The sequence below is a fragment of the Pseudomonas sp. Z1-29 genome (assembly GCF_051131995.1).
Classification (GTDB): domain Bacteria; phylum Pseudomonadota; class Gammaproteobacteria; order Pseudomonadales; family Pseudomonadaceae; genus Aquipseudomonas.
On record NZ_CP071645.1, the window covers coordinates 1,900,575 to 1,921,220 of the forward strand.

Genomic DNA, 20,646 nt, shown 5'->3' on the forward strand with positions numbered 1-20,646 from the left:
CGCCCAACACACACATCTCCCAAGGAATGCACCTCATGAGCACTTTCATCAACAAGGTTCTGTTTTCCCGCGCCGGCTACGGCCTGACTGTCCTGCGCATCGTCGTCGGGGTCATTTTTGCCGCCCATGGCTCGCAGAAACTGTTCGGGCTGTTTGGCGGTTATGGGTTGGCGGGCACGGCGCAATGGATGGACAGCATCGGCCTGACGCCTGGCTACCTGATGGCAACCCTGGCCGGTGGCACCGAGTTTTTCGCCGGGCTGGCCTTGATCATCGGCCTGCTGACGCGCCCGGCGGCTTTGGGTCTGGCCTTCCTGTCACTGGTGGCGATTTTCTCCGTGCACATCGGCAACGGTCTGTTCATGGCCAACAACGGTTATGAGTTTGCCCTGGCCTTGCTGGCCGGCAGTATCGCGGTGTTGATCGAAGGTGCAGGCAAGCTGTCGGCGGATAACGCCATCGCCCGTTGATAACTTGCTCAAGACAACAAGGCCCGTCCAGTACGGGCCTTTTTTGTGCGCGTCGATTCTTGACACTGGCCAGTCAGCTTCTCTAGGATGCCGCTCATGCGCCGATTTAAACAGCTACTTGCGGGGCGCCAGGTGACTCATCCAGTCACCGACAGAAGCCGTGAAACAAGGCTTCGAAATACCGCTAAAGCGCTGGTTCGGTGTTGCCTCTCACCTGCCATGCAGACTTTTGAGGCAGAGACACGACACAATGAACGCACCCAGCCCCCTCGTACGTCTGGCGCCGATCACGGCGAACCTGCTGCAACGCAATCCGAAAATTCTCCTGGGCGGTACCCATCAGCCTACGCTGTTGCGTTATCTCGACGGCTGGCCGCGACGCAGCCATGGCCCCGCGGCCTTCCTGATCCAGTTTGTCGAAGACGGTGAGTCGCTGGCGCGTTTCGCCGATGACAGTTTCGACCTGGCGGTAATCCAGTCACCGACGGCGGCGGACGCTGCCGAAATGATCCGGCACTTGACCCGTGTTGCACGGCAGGGGCTGATCACTCGCCGTTGAGGCGAGTCGGGCTACGGATAGCTGATATCGACGATGTAGACGAGCTTTTCTCCGGTTGGCGCCTGGACCCTGACTTCAGCGTCCAGCGTCTTGCCAATCAGGGCGCGGGCCAGGGGCGAGTCGATACTGATCAGGTTCTGCTTCAGGTCCAGCTCGTCAGGCCCGACGATGCGATAGCGCGATTCCTTGCCGTCCTCATCCTCAACGGTGACCCAGGCGCCGAAATACACCTTGTTCGGGTCACTGGGTTTTTCGCTGACGACCTTGAGTGCTTCGAGGCGTTTGGTGAGGAAACGCACGCGACTGTCGATTTCCCTCAGCATCTTCTTGCCGTAGGTGTATTCGGCATTTTCCGAGCGATCACCCTGGGCCGCCGCTTCGCTGACCGACTGGGTCACCTGGGGGCGGCGGACATGCCACAGTTCGTGGAGTTCAGCGCGCATCCGCGCTTCACCCTCGGGGGTGATCAGCGCGGTGCCGGCGGTACGGGGTGGACGATAGCGGCTCATGGCAACTTCTGGTGATGGCGAGGCCCGAAGTCTATCAACCCTCGCGCAACACTGTCAGTGGGCTGGCGTTGAGCGCCCGGCGAGTGCCAAATACGCCCGCCGCACCGATCAGCAACGCGCCCACCAGCGGCAATACCAGCAGCCATGGATGCGGATGCCACGGCAAGTCGAAGGCGTAACGGTAGAGCACCAGGCTGACCAGTTCCGAACCCAGCGCCGCGAGCAAACCGCTGACCGCACCCAACAGGCCGAATTCGATGCGCCGGGCCTTGGTCAACAGCAACCGCTCGGCGCCCAGGGCACGCAGCAGCGCGCCTTGGCGGATCCTTTCGTCGAGGGTGGCCTGCAAGCCGGAGAACAGCACCGCCATCCCCGCCGCCAGCACAAACAGCAATACGTATTCCACGGCCAGGGTCACCTGGGCCAGGATGCTGCGCAGTTGTTCGAGCAACGCCTCGACTTGCAGGATCGTCACGGCCGGGAAGGCGCGGGACAGGTCGACGATCTGCTGGTCATGGCCGGGAGCCAGATAAAAGCTGGTGAGGTAGGTCGCCGGCAGGTCCTTCAGCGTACCGGGCTGGAAAATCATGAAGAAGTTCGGCTGGAAATTGTCCCAGTTGATTTCCCGCAGGCTGGTGACCTTGGCTTCCCGGTTGAGGCCGCCGACGTTGAACACCAGGCGGTCGCCCAGTTTGATCTTGAGGTTCTCGGCCACCTTGCCTTCCACCGAAACCCCCGGGATATCGTCCGGTGGCTGTTGCGGCCACCAGTTCCCGGCCGTGACGACGTTGCCCGCCGGCAGCTCCGCCGCCCAGGTCAGGCTCAAGTCGCGTTGCAGCGCACGGTCACCGGCCGAATCCTTGGTGACGAACTCCTTGGCCGGCTCGCCGTTGATGCTGATCAGCCGTCCCGGTACCACCGGGTAGAGCGGGGCCGACTGCGCCGACAACGCCATCAGCTTGTCGGTGAAGGCCTGCTTGTCGTTGGGCAGGATGTTCAAGGCGAAATAGTTCGGGGCGTTTTTTGGCAACTGGTTTTGCCAGGTGTCCAGCAACTCGCCGCGCAGCAGCGCGATCAAGGCCATGGACAACAGGATCAGGCCAAACGCCAGGGCTTGCCCGGCTGCCGCCAAGGGATGGCGCAACAGCTGACCGAGTCCCAACCGCCAGGGCAGCGAGGCCCGGGCCAGCATCCGGCGCAGGCTCTGCAGCACCAGCAACAGCAGTCCGCCGAGCACCAGTGCGGCAATCACCCCACCACCGAGCAGCGCGAAAGTCAGCACCAGGTCCAGGCTCAGGCGCCACATGATCAGCCCGAGCGCACCGAGGGCCGCACCGTAGACCACCCAGCTACTGGAGGGAATCGGCAACATGTCCCGACGCAGCACGCGCAACGGTGGGACCCGGCCCAGTGCGGCGAGCGGCGGCAAGGCAAAACCCGCCAGTGCCACCAGCCCGGTGCCGATCCCGGCGACCGCCGGCAACAGGCCACCCGGGGGGACGGCGGTGGGTAGCAAGTCATGCAGCAAGGCAAACAATCCCAACTGGGCCACCCAGCCCAGCAGCGCACCGCTGATGCTCGCCAACAGGCCCAGCACGGCCAGTTGCAGGCTGAACAGCACCATGGTTTCCCGGCGCGACAGGCCAAGGCAGCGCAGCAATGCACTGGCATCGAAGCGTCGAGTGGCGAAACGGTTGGCGGAGAGGGCCACGGCAACGCCGGACAGCAGCACCGCCACCAGGCTGGCCATGTTCAGGTAGCGCTCGGCCTTGCCCAAGGCGCCGCCGATCTGGCGATTGCCGTCGCGAGCGTCCTGCAGGCGCTGGTTCGGCTCAAGACCTGGCTTGACCAGGTCGCGATAGGTTTGCAGCGCCGACGCCGGGCCGCGCCACAGGTCGCGATAGCTGACCCGGCTGCCGGGTTGCACCACGCCCGTGGCGTCCAGGTCCTTGAGGTTGATCATGACGCGCGGGGTCAGGCTGTAGAAATTACCGGCGCGGTCCGGCTCATAAGTCAGCACGCGGCTCAGGCGAACGGTCTTGTTGCCGACATCGATGCTGTCACCGATCTTCAGGTCCAGCGCGGTCAGCAGCCGTGCTTCGACCCAGGCCTCCCCGGGGGCTGGTCGTCCACCGGTCTCTTCCGGAGCGAAGGGCGCCGGGGCGCTTTTCAGTTCCCCGCGCAAGGGATAGATGTCATCGGCTGCCTTGACGCTGGACAGCTGGATACCGTTGTCGGTGGCGACAACGCTGGAGAACTCCACCACCCGGGCATGTTCCAGGCCCAGTTCGGTGCCGCTGCGGATCTGCTCCGGGCGGGCAGGGGAGCTGCCCTCGAGCAGCAGGTCGGCGCCGAGAAATTCGGTCGCGCGCATCATCATCGCGCCATTCAGGCGGGCGCCGAAGTAACCGATGGCGGTGCTCGCCGCCACGGCCACCAGCAGGGCGAAGAACAGCACGCGCAACTCGCCGGCGCGGGCATCGCGCAGCAACTGGCGCAGGGCAAGGCTGAACAGGCGCAACAGGGGCAAGCGTGCCATCAAGGCTCCAGGGGCGCGACCATCAGGCCGGCTTCAAGTCGGATCAGGCGCCGGCAGCGATGGGCCAGGCGTTCGTCATGGGTCACCAGCACCAGGGTGGTGCCGCGTTCCTTGTTCAGCTCGAACAGCAGATCGCTGATGCGTTCGCCGGTGTGGCTGTCGAGGTTGCCGGTCGGTTCATCGGCGAACAGCACGTCGGGCTCGGCGGCAAAGGCGCGGGCAATCGCGACGCGTTGTTGTTCGCCGCCCGAGAGCTGGCGTGGCGAATGCGTCAGCCGTTGGCCGAGGCCGACCCGTTGCAGCAGTTGTGTAGCGCGTTCCCGGGCATCCTTGCGGCCGTCCAGTTCCAGCGGCAGCATGACGTTCTCCAGCGCGTTGAGGCTGTCGAGCAGTTGGAACGACTGGAAAACGAAACCGACGTGTTCGGCGCGAACCCGGGCGCGCTGGTCTTCGTCCAGTGCGCTGAGGGCTTGGCCTGCGAGGGTCACTTCACCGCTGCTGGGCAAGTCGAGGCCGGCCAGCAGCCCAAGGAGCGTGGATTTGCCGGAACCGGACGCGCCGACGATGGCCAGGCTGTCGCCCTTGTTCAGTTCCAGGCTGAGTTCGTGCAGGATGGTCAGTTCACCTTCCGCGCTGGGAACCACTTTGCTAAGGTCCTTCGCGGTGAGAATGCTTGAGCCCATGGAGAATCCGATGCGAGTGTGGTTTTTGAGTGCCGGCCTGGCCTTGATGTGCATGGTCCAGAACGCAGCGGCGGGTACAGTCCTGATCGTTGGCGATAGTATCAGCGCGGCTTTCGGCCTGGATACCCGCCAAGGCTGGGTGTCGTTGCTGGAACAACGGCTCAAGGCCGAGGGTTTCGACGATAAAGTGGTCAATGCATCGATCAGTGGCGACACCAGCGCAGGCGGCCTGGCGCGCCTGCCGACGCTGCTTGCAGCCCATAAGCCGGAGCTGGTGGTCCTGGAGTTGGGAGGCAACGATGGCCTGCGTGGACAGCCGCCAACACAATTGCAACAAAACCTTGCAGCGATGATCGACAGCTCCCGCGCCAGCGGTGCCAAGGTGCTTTTGCTGGGCATGCAGTTGCCGCCGAACTATGGGCGACGCTACACCGAGGCTTTCTCGAAGGTCTACAGCACCTTGGCCGAGGAGAAAAACGTCCCGCTGGTGCCGTTTTTCCTCAAGGATGTCGGCGGCGTTCAGGGAATGATGCAGGGCGACGGATTGCACCCGTCCGTCGCGGCCCAGGGCAAGTTGCTGGAAAATGTCTGGCCGACGCTGAAACCGCTGCTTTGACGCTTTTCTACAGGCGGTCTTTCGGCTAATGTGGCGCCCCCGATTTGGAGCCCCCGATGCCGCGTCCCGCCTGGTCCCTGTTTGCCTACCAACTGATCGAGCCTGACGAACAGCTGGATCTGTTCGCCTGCCAGGAAGTGCGGGTGCATCTGGTGACCCGGCAGCTGGAGCTCGGCGGCTCGGCCGACCGGACCCTTTGCGGCAGTCTTTTGCCGGCGCAGCCACGCTGGTCGGCCGTCGACCGCAGGATTTTCCAGGACCATCGCCTCTGTTCCTTGTGCCGGGCGATCCTGGAATCGCAGAAGCGCGGTACCTCGCCGATCTGGCCGGAGCTGCGGTTCGAGTTGTGATCAGCGCGACCAGTGTGGGAGCGAGCTTGCTCGCGATCTGGCCGGCACATTCAATACCGTGCATACAGACCCACCGCTATCGCGAGCAAGCTCGCTCCCACAAGGGCTCACCAGCTTGATGACTGCTACACATCGGACGCTTCGGCGCCGCTCTCCCCGAAATAACGGGACGCAGTGTACAATCGCGTTTTCATACCCTCTGTTCGATCTGCGAAGGATTTCCCGGATGTTGCCGCGCTTGCCTGCCGTCGCCCGCTGCCTGTCTCTTGCCGCCCTGTGTATGGCGGGTCCCGTTGCTGCATTGGAGCTGCCTCTGCCGCCACCGGGTGAAGACATCATCGGCCAGGTGCAGGTCATCAAGGCCAAATACGAAGACACCTTCGCTGACCTGGGCACCACCTATGACCTGGGTTACACCGAGATGGTCGCCGCCAACCCGGGCGTTGATCCGTGGTTGCCGGGTGCTGGCACTGAAATCGTCTTGCCGACCCGTTTTATCCTGCCACCGGGCCCGCGCGAAGGCATCGTGATCAACCTCGCGGAATACCGTCTCTATTATTTCCCCAAGGGGCGGAACGTGGTCTACACCTTCCCGCTGGGAATCGGTCGCGAAGGTTGGGGCTCGCCCATCGCCCACACCAGCATCATCGCCAAGACGCCAAACCCGACGTGGACCCCGCCGGCCTCGATCAAGGCTGAACATGCCGCCGACGGCGATCCCTTGCCGAATGTGGTTCCGGCCGGCCCCGATAACCCGCTGGGCCCGTTCAAGTTCACGCTGGGAACGCCGGGTTACCTGATCCATGGCTCGAACAAGAAATTCGGCATCGGCATGCGTACCAGCCACGGCTGCTTCCGGATGTTCAACAACAACGTGCTGGAGATGGCCGGCATGGTGCCGGTGGGGACTTCGGTCCGGATCATCAACGACCCGTACAAACTGGGCCTGAGTGGCGGCAAGGTTTACCTGGAAGCCCACACTCCGCTGGACGACAAGGGCAACCCGTCGGTGGTGGACAAACACACCGCGGTCATCAACGCGATGCTCAAGCGTGAGGACATCACCAGCAACTTGCGCATGAACTGGGATGTGGTGCGTGACGTGGTGGCCGCTGAAGACGGCCTGCCGATAGAGATCGCTGTTCCGAGTGCCTCGGCACCGATGGTATCGAGCGCGCCGATCGACCTGACGCAATAGGGCGACGCGCCAACCTGACCCGCCCACATCCAAGGATGTCGGCGGGTTTTTTATCGCCGGGGAAAACGCCGGGCAATAAAAAAGCCGACCCAGTAATGGGTCGGCTCGATAACAATCCCGAAGGACTATTACTTGCGGCTAGCTTTTTCCAGCATGCGCAGAGCACGCTCGTTAGCTTCGTCAGCAGTCTGTTGTGCTTTTTGAGCAGCAGCCAGAGCTTCATCAGCTTTGCGGTAGGCTTCGTCTGCACGAGCTTGGGCGCGAGCTGCTGCGTCTTCGGTGGCAGTCAGACGTGCTTCGGTTTCTTTCGATGCGCTGCTGCAACCGGTAGCCAGAACTGCGGCCAGGGCCAGAGCAGAGAATTTCAGAACGTTGTTCATCGTGTTCCCCTTCAAAGGACTTTCTATTTAGTGACTGTCTCCCCAGAGTGAGGAGTTAGCCGGCGTACATACTACTCATTACTTGTAGTAAGTAAACTGACGTAGCGCAAGAAGCAAAAAAATTGTAGGCGGTGATTCTTTTTCAAGCAACTTTTCCGAGCGGTGTTTGAAAAATATCCAGCGCCAAGCCCCGGAATGGAGCACGGCGATGAAGAAAAGTTCCGTTGACGCGACAACTCACAGGCCTGCGCTAAAGTCGCTGTTTATTGATTCCCTTAGAGTTTTGTTCATTTTTTGTGCAATCGTCCCGGCATCTTTTTATTGCCGGTGACGGTGACTTTAACAATCGGCGCTCGTCCAAGACTCAACAACTGGCGATGTTCACCTATTGCGCCTTGGGCGACTACCGCGCGACCGTGTCGCTCAATCGATAAACCCGTCGAGGTTTAACACCTCGGTGACAGGCGTGCCTTGAGCATTTGCGTCATTGGTGCCTACTATTCACGACGTGCTCGGGTTTGAGCGATTGGTTTTTTGCGCTCGGTGACCAGGCAGGCACGGGGTGGCGTAGATGTTCCTTCGCCGGAAAAACATCGGTAAGGTAGGGGTCGGCATTCAGACCCGCGAGGAGTAGTGATGAGCGAGGCGGTTTCCATCCACCATGACCAGGCTGGTCATCAGTTCGAGACCATTGTGGACGGTCATCGTGCCTATCTGACCTACATGGACCTGGGCAAACAGACCCTGGACATCTATCGCACCTTCGTGCCTAACGCGCTGCGTGGCAGGGGGATTGCTGCGAAGTTGACCGAAGAGGCGTTGAAGTACGCTGAAGAAATGGGCTACACGGTGATCCCGTCCTGCTCCTATGTGGAGCGCTACATGGAACGGCACCAGCGGCACGCGGCGAAGCTCTGACGCAATGATTCCCGATAAAAAAACGCCGGACTGAGAAGCCCGGCGTTTTTTTATGTGTTGATGTTTGGTGGATAAAGCCCGATCAGCTGCGCTGACGCTTTGGCAGCACGTCCTTGAGTTTGGCGTGCATGCCGCGCAGGGTCTTCTCGGTGGCGCTCCAGTCGATGCAGGCATCGGTGATGGAGACGCCGTACTGCAAATCGGCAAGGTCCTTCGGAATCGCCTGGCAGCCCCAGTTCAAGTGGCTTTCGACCATCAGGCCGATGATCGACTGGTTGCCCTCGAGGATCTGGTTGGCGACGTTTTCCATCACCAGCGGCTGCAATGCCGGATCCTTGTTGGAGTTGGCGTGGCTGCAATCAACCATGATGTTCGGCTTGATGTTCGCCTTGTTCAGCGCCTGCTCGCACAGCGCGACGCTGACCGAGTCATAGTTCGGCTTGCCGTTGCCGCCACGCAGCACGACGTGGCCGTAGGCGTTGCCCTTGGTGGTGACGATCGAAACGCCGCCTTCCTGGTTGATGCCCAGGAAACGGTGAGGACTGGACACCGATTGCAAGGCGTTGATCGCCACGGTGAGGCCGCCGTCGGTGCCGTTCTTGAAGCCCACTGCCGATGACAGGCCGGAAGCCATTTCGCGGTGGGTCTGGGATTCGGTGGTGCGCGCGCCGATGGCCGACCAGCTGATCAGGTCCTGCAGGTATTGCGGGGAGATCGGGTCCAGGGCTTCGGTGGCGGTGGGCAAGCCCATTTCGGCCAGGTCCAGCAGCAACTGGCGACCGATGTGCAGGCCATCCTGGATCTTGAAGGAGTCGTCCAGGTAAGGGTCGTTGATCAGGCCTTTCCAGCCGACGGTGGTCCGGGGCTTTTCGAAATACACCCGCATCACCAGGTACAAGGTGTCGGAGACTTCCGCCGCGAGCACTTTCAGGCGCTCGGCATATTCATGGGCGGCCTTGATGTCATGGATTGAGCAGGGCCCGATGACCACGAACAGGCGATGGTCGGTGCCGTCGAGAATGTTGCGGATGACTTCCCGGCCCTTGGTCACGGTGCGCAGTGCAGCATCGCTCAGGGGGATATCGCGCTTGAGCTGGTCAGGCGTGATGAGGGTCTCGTTGGAGGCGACGTTAAGGTCATTGATCGGTAAATCAGCCATCGTGTTACTCGTCAGGTCACGGGTGCCGGCCGCCAGCGATCCCCGCGCGGCGGTGCACAGCGGATTTAAGCGCGGCGGGGAGCCGAACCTTAGCGCGTTAAGAGGTGGCTCGACAATGGGCAGGGGCGGGTTTACTCCCCTATTTTCCGGGTAACCGTGATCGGGTCGGCCCGCGAAGGAATAGGTAACCGGGTGTAAGGACGTTTGCATGCCTGACCGCTCGCGCTGATAGTGTGCAGGGATTGTTCACCAGAGGAGTCGTGTGATGCAGGCAGGCGGTAAACCGAGGATCGGGGTGATCGGCACCGGCGCGATTGGCGGGTTCTATGGCGTGATGCTGGCTCGTGCCGGCTACGACGTTCACTTTCTGCTGCGCAGCGAATTTGCCGCCGTGGCCGAGGCTGGCCTGCGGGTCGACAGCGCGGTGCATGGCGCGCTGGCGCTCCAGCCGGCCCAGGCCTATCGCTCGGCGGCCGACATGCCGCCTTGCGACTGGCTGCTGGTCGGTGCCAAGACCACCAGCAATGCCGACCTGGCCCCAGCCATCATCCAGGCCGCGGCCGACGGCGCGAAAGTGCTGTTGCTGCAGAATGGCCTCGATGTCGAGGAGGAGCTGCGACCACTATTACCCGATTCACTGCACCTGCTTGGCGGCTTGTGCCTGATCTGCGTCAATCGGCTCGGCCCGGGCGTCATTGCCCACCAGGCGCTCGGGGCAATCAACATTGGTTACCACAGCGGTCCAGGGACGGATCAGGCCGCACGCATGGCGATCGTCGAGGAGGGAGCGGGGCTGTTCCGGGCAGCGGGCCTGGATTCCCAGGCCATGCCAGACCTCGGGCAGGCACGCTGGCAGAAGCTGGTGTGGAACGTGCCCTATAACGGCCTTTCGGTTCTGCTTGGCGCGAGCACGACGCCGTTGATGGCAGACGACCACAGTCGTGGACTGATCCAGGCGCTGATGGCTGAAGTGGTACGTGGCGCACAAGCCTGCGGTCATGAGATCGCGCCAGGCTACGCGGAATATCTGTTCACGATGACCGGAAAAATGCCCGACTATTGGCCCAGCATGTACCACGACTATTCCCAACGGCGCCCGTTGGAGCTGGAGGCGATCTACGCTCGGCCACTGGCGAGGGCCAGGGCGGCGGGGTGCGAGTTGCCGAAAATCGAAGCCTTGTATCAGGCACTGGCGTTCATCGATCGACGCAACCGCTGATCGGACGAAACGGGGGAAGCATGGCAAACAATATCGATGACAGGCTGGTGCTGGCGATTTCGTCGCGAGCGCTGTTCGACCTGAGCGAAAGCCACAAGGTTTACCTGTCGGGGGGCGTCGAAGCCTATCGGCAATACCAGATCGAACACGAGGATGAAGTCCTTGAACCGGGGGATGCCTTCGCGCTCGTGCAGAAACTGCTCAACCTCAACGAGCACCTGGGCCGTGCCCGCGTCGAGGTCATCCTGGTTTCGCGTAACAGCGCCGACACCGGCCTGCGGGTCTTCAACTCGATTCACCACTATGGACTGGCGATTTCCCGTGCCGCGTTTGTCGGCGGTCGCAGCCCATACCCGTACCTCAAGGCGTTCGGCTGCGATCTGTTCCTGTCCACTCACGCTGAAGATGTACGCAGTGCCCTGGATGCCGGATTTGCCGCAGCGACGATCCTTTCGGGCGGTGCCAGCCGCGCCGCCAGCGAAGAGCTGCGCATTGCCTTTGACGGCGACGCGGTGTTGTTTTCCGACGAGTCTGAGCGTGTCTACCAGGCTGGTGGCCTGGAGGCGTTCCAGGCCAGCGAACGCCAGGCCGCGCGCGAGCCGCTGCGAGGAGGGCCGTTCAAGGGGTTCCTGGCGGCGCTCAATGCGCTGCAACGGGAATTCCCCGAGGACGCCTGCCCGATCCGGACCGCGCTGGTCACCGCCCGTTCGGCGCCGGCCCATGAGCGGGTCATCCGCACGCTGCGCGAATGGGACATCCGCCTGGACGAGTCGCTGTTTCTCGGCGGCCTGACCAAGTCCGCCTTCCTCGAAGCCTTTGCCGCCGACGTGTTTTTCGACGACCAGACCGGGCACTGCGAACTTGCCCGGGAAGTGGTCGCCACCGGGCATGTGCCCCACGGTATCAGTAACGAAGTGAAGCCCTGAGCGCCCGTTCCCCGGGGCGCTGCTAAGCTGAATCAATCTCCGCCATCCTGGCACTCGAGGAGGTCACATGATTCGTTCGATGCTGTATGCCACGGACCTGGGGCTGTACGCCCCGTATGTGATGCAGCATGCCTTGGCGTTGGCACGGACGTTTGAAGCCGAGTTGTATGTGGTGCATGCGGTAGAGCCGATGGGGCTGTTCGCCGAATCGGTGTTGCAGAGCTATCTCGACGAGCAGGCGTTGAACGAATTTCATCGCCAGGGTCTGAGTACGGTGATGGCTAACATCGAGCAGCGGGTCCTCGACAATTTTCGCGAAGAGTTGGGCGAGGGGCAGCAGGACCTGAAATTGATCAAGTCGGTTCGGGTGTTCCAGGGCGACCCCTCCCAGGTCATTCTTGAACAGGCTGCGAAACTCTCCGTCGATTTGCTGATCGTAGGCAGTCATTGCCAGGGGGCGAGCGGCGAAACGCCGTTGGGCAGGACCGCCGCGCGGGTATTGCAGTTATCCCGCGTGCCGGTCTACCTGGTGCCGCTGGTCCAGCGCAGGCGCCAGGGCGAAGCTTGAGGCTAAATGATGGCTTTTTATAAAAAGTTCTAGATTTATTGGTGCGACCATTCATATAGTTATATACACCGTCGCTGATGCCCGTGACGTCCAACTGCTTTGAGGGATACATATGAAGCTTCAACAACTGCGCTACATCTGGGAAGTGGCGCACCACGACCTCAACGTTTCCGCAACCGCTCAAAGCCTCTACACGTCGCAACCTGGCATCAGCAAGCAGATCCGCCTCCTGGAAGACGAGCTGGGCGTCGAAGTCTTCGCCCGCAGCGGCAAGCACCTGACTCGCGTCACTCCCGCCGGTGAACGCATCATCACCACCGCCGGCGAGATCCTGCGCAAGGTCGAAAGCATCAAGCAGATCGCCCAGGAATTCTCCAACGAGAAAAAAGGCACCCTGTCCATCGCGACCACCCACACCCAGGCGCGTTATGCCTTGCCGCCGGTTATCAGCAATTTCATCAAGCAATACCCTGACGTGGCGCTGCACATGCACCAGGGGTCGCCGATGCAGATCGCCGAAATGGCCGCTGACGGCACCGTCGATTTCGCCATTGCCACCGAGGCCCTGGAGCTGTTCGGGGACCTGGTGATGATGCCGTGCTATCGCTGGAACCGCTGCGTGGTCGTGCCTCAGGGGCACCCGCTGACCAAGCTGCCGAAGCTGACCCTCGAAGCGCTGGCCGAATACCCGATCGTGACTTATGTGTTCGGTTTCACCGGTCGCTCGAAACTCGACGAAGCCTTCAGCCATCGCGGCCTGACCCCGAAAGTGGTGTTCACCGCTGCCGACGCCGACGTGATCAAGACCTATGTGCGCCTCGGACTGGGCGTGGGCATCGTCGCGAAGATGGCGGTCGACACCAAGCTCGACAATGACCTGGTGGTTCTGGACGCCAGCGAGCTGTTCGAATCCAGCGTGACCAAGATCGGTTTCCGCCGCGGTACGTTCCTGCGCGGATTCATGTGCGATTTCATCGAGAAATTTGCCCCGCACCTGACCCGGGAAGTCATGGCCAAGGCCATCCAGTGCCACAACAAGCAGGAACTCGAAGAACTGTTCGACGGCGTCGAACTGCCGGTGCATTAAGCAGACCTCTAGATCGCCTCGGTGACAGCGAACTGTTGCCGGGCGCCTGCCACGACGATCTCCACTTCATCCCCTTCGAATTTGCCCGACAAGCCTCGGCCCAGTGGTGAGCGAGGGGTGATGACGGTAATCGGCTGCCCCACCAGCGAGACCTTCAGCCCCGCCGCGTCGGGTCCCAGGAACAGCCACTGCTGGCGACCCTCCTCATCTTCCAGCCCGATCAATGTGCCGACCTGGATGCCGCGTTCTTCATCGTAAGGTCTCAGCGCGAGGTTCTGGCAGAGCACCAGTGCCTGGCGGATTTCCTCCACGCGCCTGGCTTGCCCGGCCGCAAGGTACGAAGCCTCCAGGCCCAGGGTGTCGTATTTGTTTTCGGCGATATTTTCCTCGTGGGTCGCGGTTTCGTAGGCGGTCTGCGCGGCGCGTTCGGCGATATCGAGGTCAATCCTGAGCTTGTCGAGAATCAGTTGGTGGACGGTCTGTTTGTTCATGTTCATTCGCAGAATTGCAGGACATTGGCGCGGCTTTTCTCGCTAGGCGCGTTCTGGTCCTGTTGGAGCCAGAATTGACACTTTGGGTTGGACAGGTTGCGAGGGTTGCTGCGGGCCTGGTCGAGGGCCTGGCGTTGCTCGTTCTTCTGCAGGTTCTGTTGATACTGCTCGAACATTGGGGTTGACGTTGGGGTCGGCTCCGGGGCTGGCGGTGCTGCCGGCGGCTGCGCCAATTGATGAACCGCGGCGGCCACCGGGGCCAGTTGCTCATCGAACAGAAACCTGGACAGCAGCCATCCCGTCAGCACGATGGCAAGGAATCCCAGCCACAAACCCAAGGCGATGCCCAGCGTCAGTTGCAACGTTGTGAGGCGGGGAGAGGAGTGGTCGGGCATGTCTGCTTCCTGGCGATGAACATGGAGGATGCGTTGATTGTCGCATGAAGATTAATCGCCGTCGGCCCTTCTGCTTCACGGCTTTAATGCGGGACAATCAGGCTTTGCCACAGGGAGTCGGGAATGACTGTGCGTTGGGATATTTTTTGCACCGTCGTCGATAACTATGGCGACATCGGCGTCACCTGGCGCCTGGCTCGGCAATTGGTCGCCGAGCATCAATGCGCGGTGCGGCTGTGGGTCGACGACCTGCGCGCCTTCGAGCGGTTATGTCCGTCTATCGATGTCACGCTGACCGAGCAATGGCAGCAAGGCGTACAGGTGCGTCACTGGCCCAAGGACTGGCAGCCCACCGAAGCTGCCGATGTAGTGATCGCCGCATTTGCCTGCCAGTTGCCCAGCGCCTACATGGACGCGATGGCCGAGCGTCCGGCGGCGCCTTTGTGGATGAACCTCGATTACCTGAGCGCCGAGGATTGGGTGATCGGTTGTCACGGTTTGCCGTCGGTGAAGTACAAACATGTGCAGAAATATTTCTTTTTTCCGGGCTTTCAGGAGGGCACCGGTGGCTTGCTGCGGGAGGCCGGTTTGTTGGGGCGTCGTCGAGAATTTCAGCAGGATGGCGAGGCGCAAAAGGCTTTCCTGCAAGGATTGGGTGTCGAGCGCGAGTCAGGGGCGCGGCTGATTTCGCTGTTTGCCTATGAGAACGACGGTTTGGCCAGCTGGTTTGATGCGCTGGCGACGGATGCTCGTCCGTCGCATGTGCTGGTTCCGGAGAGCCGCATTCTCGCCGATGTGGAGCGTTGGGTTGGAATCGACGGCCTGAAAACCGGTGCCGTGCATCGCCGTGGCGCCCTGACCGTACAGGTGCTGCCTTTCGTGCGCCAGGATGAATACGACCAACTGTTGTGGTGCTGTGATTTCAACGCCGTGCGTGGCGAAGACTCCTTCGTGCGCGCGCAGTGGGCCGGCCGGCCGCTGCTCTGGCATATCTATCAACAGGAAGAAGACGTCCACCTGGAAAAACTCGAGGCGTTTCTCCGCTTGTATACCGAGGGGCTCCCGGAGGCTGCGGAAAAAGCGATCAGCGGTTTCTGGCGGGCCTGGAACGCCGGCCAAGGCGTGGCAGAGCACTGGAGCGCCGCCTGCGAGCAACACCAGGTGCTCGCCGAACATGCCCAGGCGTGGTGCGAGAAACAGGCCTCTCGAGCCGATCTTGCCACGGCGCTGGTGAAGTTTTACCGAAATTGGATATGATACGCGGCCTAGATTTTTGTAAATCCCATCCAAATTCGGATATTCGCAATGAAAACTGGTAAAGAACTCAAACCCGGTACCGTGATTCGTATCGACAACGATCCTTGGCTGGTTCAGAAAGCTGAATTCACCAAGTCGGGTCGTAACAGCGCGATCATGAAGACCAAGCTGAAAAACCTGCTGACCGGCTACAAGACCGAAACCGTCTACGGTGCGGACGACAAGCTGGACGACGTGATCCTGGACCGTAAAGAGGCGACCCTGTCTTTCATCAGCGGCGATACCTACACGTTCATGGACACCACTGACTACACCATGTACGAACTGAACGCCGAAGACATCGAAAGCGTCCTGCCATTCGTTGAAGAAGGCATGACCGACGTCTGCGAAGCCGTATTCTTCGAAGAGCGCCTGGTTTCCGTGGAACTGCCGACCACTATCGTGCGTGTAGTTGACTACACTGAAGGTTCCGCTCGCGGCGACACTTCCGGCAAGGTCATGAAGCCTGCCAAGCTGAGCAACGGTACTGAGCTGCAAGTTGCTGATTTCATCGAAATCGGTGACAAAATCGAGATCGATACCCGCGAAGGCGGTTCCTACAAAGGCCGCGCTAAATAAGCGAAGCTTTCTGTATGAAAGAAAAGCCCGACCATTGAGTCGGGCTTTTTATTTCCTTCATTTTCGATCCGGGCTCTGTGGCTCCACCATTACTTCAGGTGTTGCTTGAGTTCCTCGGACGCCTGCAGCATCGCCGAACGCACCGCCGGTACCTGGCTCACCACGTTAAGCAAGCCATAGTCGTGGATCATGCCGTTGTAGCGCACGGCTGTAACCGGTACACCCGCCGCATCCAGTTTGCGCGCGTAGGCTTCACCTTCGTCGCGCAGCACATCAGCCTCGGCGGTCTGCACCAGCGCCGGCGGGAGGCCCTTGAGTTGTGCGGTAGTTGCCCGCAATGGCGAGGCATAGATCTCGTTACGCTGCCCCGCATCGGTGGTGTAGTTGTCCCAGAACCACTTCATCATGTTCTTGCTGAGGAAGTGCCCTTCGGCGAACTGGTTGTAGGACGCCGTCTCGAAGCTGGCGTCGGTCACCGGCCACAACAATGCCTGGAAGCGGATCGCCGGCGTACCCTTGTCCTTGGCCATCAGCGCGACGACCGCCGCCATGTTGCCGCCGACGCTGTTGCCCGCTACGGCCAGGCGCTTGCCATCGACATTGATCTGTTTGCCATGCTCGGCCACCCACTTTGTCGCGGCGTAGGCCTGGTTGATCGCTACCGGGTAATGCGCCTCGGGCGATGGTGTGTAGTTGACGAACACCGCAACGGCACCCGAACCCGCCACCAGATCCCGAACCAGTCGTTCATGGGTGGGGAAATCGCCCAGTACCCAGCCACCGCCGTGAAAGAACATGAACGCGGGCAACTCACCCTTGACCCCGGCCGGACGAACGATGGTCAGACTGATCGACTGGCCATCGACCTGGATGGTTTTCTCGCTGACGTCGGCCTTGGGTAGCGTCAACTTCACCCCCGCCTGGGCGCCGACCAGTACGGCACGGGCATCTTTTGGCGACAACTGCTCCAGCGGTTTGCCGGTGCCGGCATTCAGTGCGTCGAGGAACGCCTGGGTGTTGTGCTCGACGATGCCGTCGGCGAAGGCGTTGCTGATGCTCAGGGCGAGAAGGGTGCCGGTCAGGGCTTTGCTGAGGGTGTTCATGTGAATCTCCTTGAAGGTCGGTCCGGGGTAGGGGTTTAGACGGTTACGTGCAGGCGAACATCAACGTTGCCGCGGGTGGCGTTGGAGTACGGGCAAACCTGGTGAGCGGCTTCCACAAGGCTTTGGGCGTCGACCTGGTCAAGACCTGGCAGGCTGATGTGCAGGTCGATGTCGAGACCAAAACCACCGGGAATCTGGCCGATGCCGACGTGAGCAGTGATCGAGGCGTCGTCCGGGATCTTGCGTTTGCTCTGGCTGGCGACAAATTTCAGCGCGCCGATGAAGCAGGCCGAGTAGCCGGCGGCGAACAGTTGCTCTGGGTTGGTCGCAGCACCGCCCGCACCGCCGAGTTCCTTGGGCGTGGCAAGTTTGACGTCGAGGATGTTATCGCTGGAGATGGCACGACCGTCACGGCCGCCGGTGGAGGTTGCGATTGCGGTGTAGAGAGTTTTCATGGTGGACGCCTCGTTTGATGGTTGGTTTGCTGCGCTAATTATTTGCGCGCTAAGTAGGTGTGGGAAGAATGTAATACGCAAGTGTTTTGCGCGCAAGATAAAAATTCGAAATGAGTTTGGACAGACCAGTCCTGGATGGCTGAGAGCCTTGGTTTAGAGCGGTTTAGGGGGGCTGAATTTTTTTGATGTGCGAGGTCTGGCAGGCCGGCCAACGCTATCGCGAGACAGCGGATTGGTGGTGGCCACGGATTTTGTGACCAGTAAAGGTCAATGTGGGAGCGAGCCTGCTCGCGAAAGCGGTGGTTCAGTTGGCGGCGATGCTGGAGGTGCCGGCGCCTTCGCGAGCAGGCTCGCTCCCACAGGGGATCGGTGGTGGGCACTAATATTGTGACCAGTGAGGGTCAATGTGGGAGCGAGCCTGCTCGCGAAAGCGGTGGTTCAGTTGGCGGCGATGCTGGAGATGCCGGCGCCTTCGCGAGCAAGCCCGCTCCCACAGGGGGTTCGTGCTGGCCACGGATTTTGTGACCAGTGAAGGTCAATGTGGGAGCGAGCCTGCTCCCGATAGCGGTGGTTCAGTTGGCGGCGATGCTGGAGGTGCCGGAGCCTTCGCGAGCAGGCTCGCTCCCACAGGGGGTTGGTGGTGGCCACGGATTTTGTGACCAATGAAGGTCAATGTGGGAGCGAGCCTGCTCGCGAAAGCGGTGGTTCAGTTGGCGGCGATGCTGGAGGTGCCGGCGCCTTCGCGAGCAGGCTCGCTCCCACAGGGGATTGGTGGTGGGCACTAATATTGTGACCAGTGAAGGTCAATGTGGGAGCGAGCCTGCTCGCGAAAGCGGTGGTTCAGTTGGCAGCGATGCTGGAGGTGCCGGCGCCTTCGCGAGCAGGCTCACTCCCACAGGATTGGTTGCGTCAGAAAAATCAAAGGCTGTCCTGCAAATGCCCGCGCAGTTCCTGCAGGTCATGTTGCAGTTTTTTCAGTTGTTCCAGCGTCTGGCCGCTCGCGGCGAGGATGCATTGGGGGATGTCGAGGGCCTTTTTCTGCAGGGCGCGGCCCTGTTCGGTCAGCTCGACAATGACCACGCGTTCATCTTCGCGGCTGCGGGTGCGACTCAACAGGCCTTCGGCCTCCAGGCGCTTGAGCAGCGGGGTCAGGGAGCCAGGGTCGGTGAGCAGGCGGTTACTGATTTCGCCGACGGTCAGCCCGTCTTGTTCCCACAACACCATCATCGCCAAGTACTGCGGATAGGTCAGGCCCAACGCCTGGAGCAGGGGCTTGTAGACCTTGGTCATCAACAGCGACGTGGAGTGCAGGGCGAAGCAGACCTGGTTTTCCAGCAGCAGGGCTTCGCAAGGATCGGGGGTGTCGTGTTGGGTAGTCATGGCAAAACCTTTCATCAATGATCGTTACGAATCTAGCGGACAAGCCTTTAATGCACCAGATAATTCTGACGTATTGATCAGCCGTTACGTTTCCTGGTGACCGCCAACTGGGTAGGATAGGCGCCCTGATTAAGGGGAGAGTCGTCTGTGATCGAGGTCATGCTGTATTTGCTGTTGGGCGCCGCGCTGGGCACTTTGGGGGGATTGTTCGGCATTGGTGGCGGGCTGATCGCGATTCCAGTGCTGGGTGTATGGTTCGGCCTGGATCAGCATCTCGCCCAAGGTACGGCATTGGTGATGGTCGTCCCCAACGTGATGCTGGCGCTGTGGCGTTATCACCAGCGTAATCGTATCGAAATGCGCCATGTCCTGCCGCTGGCATCCATGGGCTTCTGCTTCGCGTGGCTTGGCTCCATCTGGGCCGTGGGCATTGACGCGCAAAGCATGCGGATTGGTTTTGTGGTGTTCCTGGTGGTCCTGGCGGCCTACAACCTGATCCGCATGTTCGCCGCGACGGCGCCGGCTTCGGCGCGGATGCGCCACGGCTGGCCTTGGCTCGCCGTGCTGGGCGCGGCATCGGGCACCATGGGCGGTCTGTTTGGGGTGGGCGGAGCGGTTGTCGCCACGCCAATACTCACCAGCGTGTTTGGCACTTCCCAGGTCGTCGCCCAAGGGTTGTCCCTGGCGCTGGCCTTGCCCAGCACCGGCGTGACCCTTGCCACCTATGCGTTTCACCATGAGGTGAACTGGTGGATCGGGCTGCCCCTGGCTGTCGGTGGGCTGATGAGCATCAGTTGGGGGGTGAAGGTCGCCCACGCGATGCCGGAGCGATTGCTGCGCGGGCTGTTCTGCGGCTTCCTGGTGCTGTGCGCGGTGTTGCTCCTGCTTAAAGTTTGAAACCTTCGACGATGTGTTCGGCCAGGCACTCGGTGATCGGCGACGGATTGTGCAGGTTGCGGATCAACATGATGCTGGCCTCGGGCAGCTCCGGCAGGTTCTCGGCCTCGCCGAGGACGCGCATGTCCGGGGTCAGCAGGCTCTCCAGTTGCGCGGTGATCGCCAGGCCCGCGCCAACCACCGCCATGATCGCCGACAGGCTTGAGCTGTTGTACGCCACGCGATAATCACGCCCCATGGCGTCCAGCGCATTGCACGCCCATTGCCGACAGAAACAATCACTGTTGAACATCGCCAGCGGCAGCGGTGTTTGTTCATGAGTGTTGAAGCAGGCCGCCTCGGCCCAGACAAAACGTTCCTTGCGCAGCAACTGACCGATCTCGTCGCCTGGTTTGCGAGTGACGATGGACAGGTCGAGATCCTGGCGCAGCAGCAGTTGCTTGGACGATTCGCAGTGCACTTCGATTTCGATCAGTGGATAGAACTGGGCGAAGCGCTGCAGGATTCCCGGCAAAAAGCGCATCACATAATCGTCCGGCGTGCCGATGCGGACCGTGCCGACCATGTGCGGTTCGCGCAGCGTGTTGAAGACTTCACTGTGCAGCTTGAGGATCCGCCGGGCATAACCCAGCAACACCTGGCCCTCGGCGGTGAGCTTGACCTGCCGCCCGTCGCGCTCGAACAGGCGGCGCTGCAAGACGTCCTCTTCCAGGCGCTTCATCTGCATGCTGACGGCCGATTGCGTACGGTTGACCAGCTCCCCGGCGCGAGTGAAGCCGCCCTGGTCGGCGATGGCGACGAAGGTCCGCAGCACTTCCGTATCAATGCTCGGGTAACTCGACAATTGATCAATCTCCGAGATGTATTGC

Annotated in this window: 24 protein-coding genes; 13 read left to right on the forward strand and 11 right to left on the reverse strand. The window is 61.2% G+C overall.

The genetic code is table 11. The features are described 5' to 3' along the window. Positions 1 to 35: 35 nt before the first annotated feature. The gene (locus tag J3P84_RS08820) at positions 36 to 470 is read left to right on the forward strand and encodes a DoxX family protein (protein WP_434629421.1); all 435 of its coding nucleotides are present in this window, start codon (positions 36 to 38) and stop codon (positions 468 to 470) included. Between the two features lie 250 nt (positions 471 to 720). Then, positions 721 to 1,029, forward strand: a complete 309-nt coding sequence (locus J3P84_RS08825; RefSeq protein ID WP_434629424.1) for a class I SAM-dependent methyltransferase — start codon at positions 721 to 723, stop codon at positions 1,027 to 1,029. 11 nt (positions 1,030 to 1,040) lie between these two features. Here the strand turns inward: J3P84_RS08825 and greB are convergent, their stop codons facing one another. From greB to J3P84_RS08840, 3 genes are read right to left on the reverse strand one after another with little or no spacing between them, the layout of a single operon-like run. Continuing rightward, positions 1,041 to 1,538, reverse strand: a complete 498-nt coding sequence (gene greB / locus J3P84_RS08830) for a transcription elongation factor GreB (protein WP_434572793.1) — start codon at positions 1,536 to 1,538, stop codon at positions 1,041 to 1,043. 34 nt (positions 1,539 to 1,572) lie between these two features. Continuing rightward, on the reverse strand, positions 1,573 to 4,077 hold the full coding sequence (locus tag J3P84_RS08835; RefSeq protein ID WP_434629427.1) for an ABC transporter permease: 2,505 nt from the start codon (positions 4,075 to 4,077) through the stop codon (positions 1,573 to 1,575). After that, complete coding sequence (locus J3P84_RS08840) at positions 4,077 to 4,760, reverse strand: ABC transporter ATP-binding protein (RefSeq protein WP_305499741.1); 684 nt, start codon at positions 4,758 to 4,760, stop codon at positions 4,077 to 4,079. The genes J3P84_RS08835 and J3P84_RS08840 overlap by 1 nt, the downstream gene beginning before the upstream one ends. A gap of 10 nt (positions 4,761 to 4,770) precedes the next feature. Between J3P84_RS08840 and J3P84_RS08845 the strand changes: the two genes are divergently transcribed. The 3 genes from J3P84_RS08845 (at position 4,771) to J3P84_RS08855 (ending at position 6,924) form a co-directional block, all read left to right on the forward strand. Further along, entirely contained in the window at positions 4,771 to 5,376 is a 606-nt protein-coding gene (locus tag J3P84_RS08845) for an arylesterase (protein WP_434629432.1), read from the forward strand. Between the two features lie 56 nt (positions 5,377 to 5,432). Further along, the gene (locus J3P84_RS08850; RefSeq protein ID WP_024776677.1) at positions 5,433 to 5,726 is read left to right on the forward strand and encodes a hypothetical protein; all 294 of its coding nucleotides are present in this window, start codon (positions 5,433 to 5,435) and stop codon (positions 5,724 to 5,726) included. A 226-nt stretch (positions 5,727 to 5,952) separates the two neighbouring features. After that, positions 5,953 to 6,924, forward strand: a complete 972-nt coding sequence (locus J3P84_RS08855; protein WP_305499745.1) for a L,D-transpeptidase family protein — start codon at positions 5,953 to 5,955, stop codon at positions 6,922 to 6,924. Between the two features lie 128 nt (positions 6,925 to 7,052). Here the strand turns inward: J3P84_RS08855 and oprI are convergent, their stop codons facing one another. Beyond that, positions 7,053 to 7,304 carry an outer membrane lipoprotei OprI gene (oprI, locus tag J3P84_RS08860; RefSeq protein WP_011335311.1) on the reverse strand — a complete coding sequence of 84 codons (252 nt, stop codon included), beginning with the start codon at positions 7,302 to 7,304 and terminating at the stop codon, positions 7,053 to 7,055. Between the two features lie 636 nt (positions 7,305 to 7,940). Between oprI and J3P84_RS08865 the strand changes: the two genes are divergently transcribed. Next, entirely contained in the window at positions 7,941 to 8,222 is a 282-nt protein-coding gene (locus J3P84_RS08865) for a GNAT family N-acetyltransferase (RefSeq protein WP_186610534.1), read from the forward strand. A gap of 82 nt (positions 8,223 to 8,304) precedes the next feature. On the opposite strand, the gene J3P84_RS08870 is transcribed toward J3P84_RS08865, so the two are convergent. Further along, a complete protein-coding gene (locus J3P84_RS08870) occupies positions 8,305 to 9,381 on the reverse strand; it encodes a 3-deoxy-7-phosphoheptulonate synthase (RefSeq protein WP_305499748.1) in 1,077 nt (358 codons plus the stop codon). 265 nt (positions 9,382 to 9,646) lie between these two features. On the opposite strand from J3P84_RS08870, the gene J3P84_RS08875 reads away from it, so the two are divergent. From J3P84_RS08875 to cysB, 4 genes are all read left to right on the forward strand, one after another. Then, positions 9,647 to 10,600 carry a putative 2-dehydropantoate 2-reductase gene (locus J3P84_RS08875; protein ID WP_434629436.1) on the forward strand — a complete coding sequence of 318 codons (954 nt, stop codon included), beginning with the start codon at positions 9,647 to 9,649 and terminating at the stop codon, positions 10,598 to 10,600. Positions 10,601 to 10,620: 20 nt separating this feature from the next. Beyond that, the gene (locus J3P84_RS08880) at positions 10,621 to 11,526 is read left to right on the forward strand and encodes a 5'-nucleotidase (RefSeq protein ID WP_434572801.1); all 906 of its coding nucleotides are present in this window, start codon (positions 10,621 to 10,623) and stop codon (positions 11,524 to 11,526) included. A 67-nt stretch (positions 11,527 to 11,593) separates the two neighbouring features. Continuing rightward, positions 11,594 to 12,094, forward strand: coding sequence for a universal stress protein (locus J3P84_RS08885; RefSeq protein WP_305499752.1), 501 nt, complete (start codon positions 11,594 to 11,596; stop codon positions 12,092 to 12,094). Positions 12,095 to 12,206: 112 nt separating this feature from the next. After that, positions 12,207 to 13,181, forward strand: a complete 975-nt coding sequence (gene cysB, locus J3P84_RS08890) for an HTH-type transcriptional regulator CysB (protein WP_003183769.1) — start codon at positions 12,207 to 12,209, stop codon at positions 13,179 to 13,181. Between the two features lie 8 nt (positions 13,182 to 13,189). Here the strand turns inward: cysB and J3P84_RS08895 are convergent, their stop codons facing one another. Beyond that, positions 13,190 to 13,672: a GreA/GreB family elongation factor gene (locus J3P84_RS08895; protein ID WP_434629440.1), complete on the reverse strand. Its 483-nt coding sequence runs from the start codon at positions 13,670 to 13,672 to the stop codon at positions 13,190 to 13,192. Positions 13,673 to 13,674: 2 nt separating this feature from the next. Further along, positions 13,675 to 14,067 (reverse strand): hypothetical protein, encoded by a 393-nt coding sequence (locus J3P84_RS08900; RefSeq protein ID WP_434601403.1) that lies wholly within the window; start codon positions 14,065 to 14,067, stop codon positions 13,675 to 13,677. A gap of 123 nt (positions 14,068 to 14,190) precedes the next feature. Between J3P84_RS08900 and earP the strand changes: the two genes are divergently transcribed. Both earP and J3P84_RS08910 read left to right on the forward strand, forming a co-directional pair. Further along, entirely contained in the window at positions 14,191 to 15,324 is a 1,134-nt protein-coding gene (gene earP, locus J3P84_RS08905; RefSeq protein ID WP_434629443.1) for an elongation factor P maturation arginine rhamnosyltransferase EarP, read from the forward strand. 48 nt (positions 15,325 to 15,372) lie between these two features. Then, positions 15,373 to 15,942 (forward strand): elongation factor P, encoded by a 570-nt coding sequence (locus J3P84_RS08910; protein ID WP_025113141.1) that lies wholly within the window; start codon positions 15,373 to 15,375, stop codon positions 15,940 to 15,942. Between the two features lie 89 nt (positions 15,943 to 16,031). Here the strand turns inward: J3P84_RS08910 and J3P84_RS08915 are convergent, their stop codons facing one another. The 3 genes from J3P84_RS08915 to J3P84_RS08925 form a co-directional block, all read right to left on the reverse strand. Next, entirely contained in the window at positions 16,032 to 17,045 is a 1,014-nt protein-coding gene (locus tag J3P84_RS08915; protein WP_434572808.1) for an alpha/beta hydrolase, read from the reverse strand. A 35-nt stretch (positions 17,046 to 17,080) separates the two neighbouring features. After that, on the reverse strand, positions 17,081 to 17,500 hold the full coding sequence (locus J3P84_RS08920) for an organic hydroperoxide resistance protein (RefSeq protein ID WP_434629447.1): 420 nt from the start codon (positions 17,498 to 17,500) through the stop codon (positions 17,081 to 17,083). Positions 17,501 to 18,418: 918 nt separating this feature from the next. After that, positions 18,419 to 18,880 (reverse strand): MarR family winged helix-turn-helix transcriptional regulator, encoded by a 462-nt coding sequence (locus tag J3P84_RS08925; RefSeq protein ID WP_434572811.1) that lies wholly within the window; start codon positions 18,878 to 18,880, stop codon positions 18,419 to 18,421. A gap of 159 nt (positions 18,881 to 19,039) precedes the next feature. On the opposite strand from J3P84_RS08925, the gene J3P84_RS08930 reads away from it, so the two are divergent. Then, complete coding sequence (locus tag J3P84_RS08930) at positions 19,040 to 19,777, forward strand: sulfite exporter TauE/SafE family protein (protein WP_434631224.1); 738 nt, start codon at positions 19,040 to 19,042, stop codon at positions 19,775 to 19,777. Here the strand turns inward: J3P84_RS08930 and J3P84_RS08935 are convergent. Further along, positions 19,767 to 20,621, reverse strand: a complete 855-nt coding sequence (locus J3P84_RS08935) for a LysR substrate-binding domain-containing protein (RefSeq protein WP_420764840.1) — start codon at positions 20,619 to 20,621, stop codon at positions 19,767 to 19,769. The two genes, J3P84_RS08930 and J3P84_RS08935, sit on opposite strands and share 11 nt — an antisense overlap. Positions 20,622 to 20,646 lie beyond the last annotated feature (25 nt).

What these genes read in the sequence shown, in the direction of transcription:
- J3P84_RS08820 (WP_434629421.1), top strand. Translation starts at nt 36, where the DNA reads ATGAGCACTTTCATCAACAAGGTTCTGTTTTCCCGCGCCGGCTACGGC.
- J3P84_RS08825 (WP_434629424.1), top strand. Translation starts at nt 721, where the DNA reads ATGAACGCACCCAGCCCCCTCGTACGTCTGGCGCCGATCACGGCGAAC.
- greB (WP_434572793.1), bottom strand. Translation starts at nt 1,538, where the DNA reads ATGAGCCGCTATCGTCCACCCCGTACCGCCGGCACCGCGCTGATCACC.
- J3P84_RS08835 (WP_434629427.1), bottom strand. Translation starts at nt 4,077, where the DNA reads ATGGCACGCTTGCCCCTGTTGCGCCTGTTCAGCCTTGCCCTGCGCCAG.
- J3P84_RS08840 (WP_305499741.1), bottom strand. Translation starts at nt 4,760, where the DNA reads ATGGGCTCAAGCATTCTCACCGCGAAGGACCTTAGCAAAGTGGTTCCC.
- J3P84_RS08845 (WP_434629432.1), top strand. Translation starts at nt 4,771, where the DNA reads ATGCGAGTGTGGTTTTTGAGTGCCGGCCTGGCCTTGATGTGCATGGTC.
- J3P84_RS08850 (WP_024776677.1), top strand. Translation starts at nt 5,433, where the DNA reads ATGCCGCGTCCCGCCTGGTCCCTGTTTGCCTACCAACTGATCGAGCCT.
- J3P84_RS08855 (WP_305499745.1), top strand. Translation starts at nt 5,953, where the DNA reads ATGTTGCCGCGCTTGCCTGCCGTCGCCCGCTGCCTGTCTCTTGCCGCC.
- oprI (WP_011335311.1), bottom strand. Translation starts at nt 7,304, where the DNA reads ATGAACAACGTTCTGAAATTCTCTGCTCTGGCCCTGGCCGCAGTTCTG.
- J3P84_RS08865 (WP_186610534.1), top strand. Translation starts at nt 7,941, where the DNA reads ATGAGCGAGGCGGTTTCCATCCACCATGACCAGGCTGGTCATCAGTTC.
- J3P84_RS08870 (WP_305499748.1), bottom strand. Translation starts at nt 9,381, where the DNA reads ATGGCTGATTTACCGATCAATGACCTTAACGTCGCCTCCAACGAGACC.
- J3P84_RS08875 (WP_434629436.1), top strand. Translation starts at nt 9,647, where the DNA reads ATGCAGGCAGGCGGTAAACCGAGGATCGGGGTGATCGGCACCGGCGCG.
- J3P84_RS08880 (WP_434572801.1), top strand. Translation starts at nt 10,621, where the DNA reads ATGGCAAACAATATCGATGACAGGCTGGTGCTGGCGATTTCGTCGCGA.
- J3P84_RS08885 (WP_305499752.1), top strand. Translation starts at nt 11,594, where the DNA reads ATGATTCGTTCGATGCTGTATGCCACGGACCTGGGGCTGTACGCCCCG.
- cysB (WP_003183769.1), top strand. Translation starts at nt 12,207, where the DNA reads ATGAAGCTTCAACAACTGCGCTACATCTGGGAAGTGGCGCACCACGAC.
- J3P84_RS08895 (WP_434629440.1), bottom strand. Translation starts at nt 13,672, where the DNA reads ATGAACAAACAGACCGTCCACCAACTGATTCTCGACAAGCTCAGGATT.
- J3P84_RS08900 (WP_434601403.1), bottom strand. Translation starts at nt 14,067, where the DNA reads ATGCCCGACCACTCCTCTCCCCGCCTCACAACGTTGCAACTGACGCTG.
- earP (WP_434629443.1), top strand. Translation starts at nt 14,191, where the DNA reads ATGACTGTGCGTTGGGATATTTTTTGCACCGTCGTCGATAACTATGGC.
- J3P84_RS08910 (WP_025113141.1), top strand. Translation starts at nt 15,373, where the DNA reads ATGAAAACTGGTAAAGAACTCAAACCCGGTACCGTGATTCGTATCGAC.
- J3P84_RS08915 (WP_434572808.1), bottom strand. Translation starts at nt 17,045, where the DNA reads ATGAACACCCTCAGCAAAGCCCTGACCGGCACCCTTCTCGCCCTGAGC.
- J3P84_RS08920 (WP_434629447.1), bottom strand. Translation starts at nt 17,500, where the DNA reads ATGAAAACTCTCTACACCGCAATCGCAACCTCCACCGGCGGCCGTGAC.
- J3P84_RS08925 (WP_434572811.1), bottom strand. Translation starts at nt 18,880, where the DNA reads ATGACTACCCAACACGACACCCCCGATCCTTGCGAAGCCCTGCTGCTG.
- J3P84_RS08930 (WP_434631224.1), top strand. Translation starts at nt 19,040, where the DNA reads ATGCTGTATTTGCTGTTGGGCGCCGCGCTGGGCACTTTGGGGGGATTG.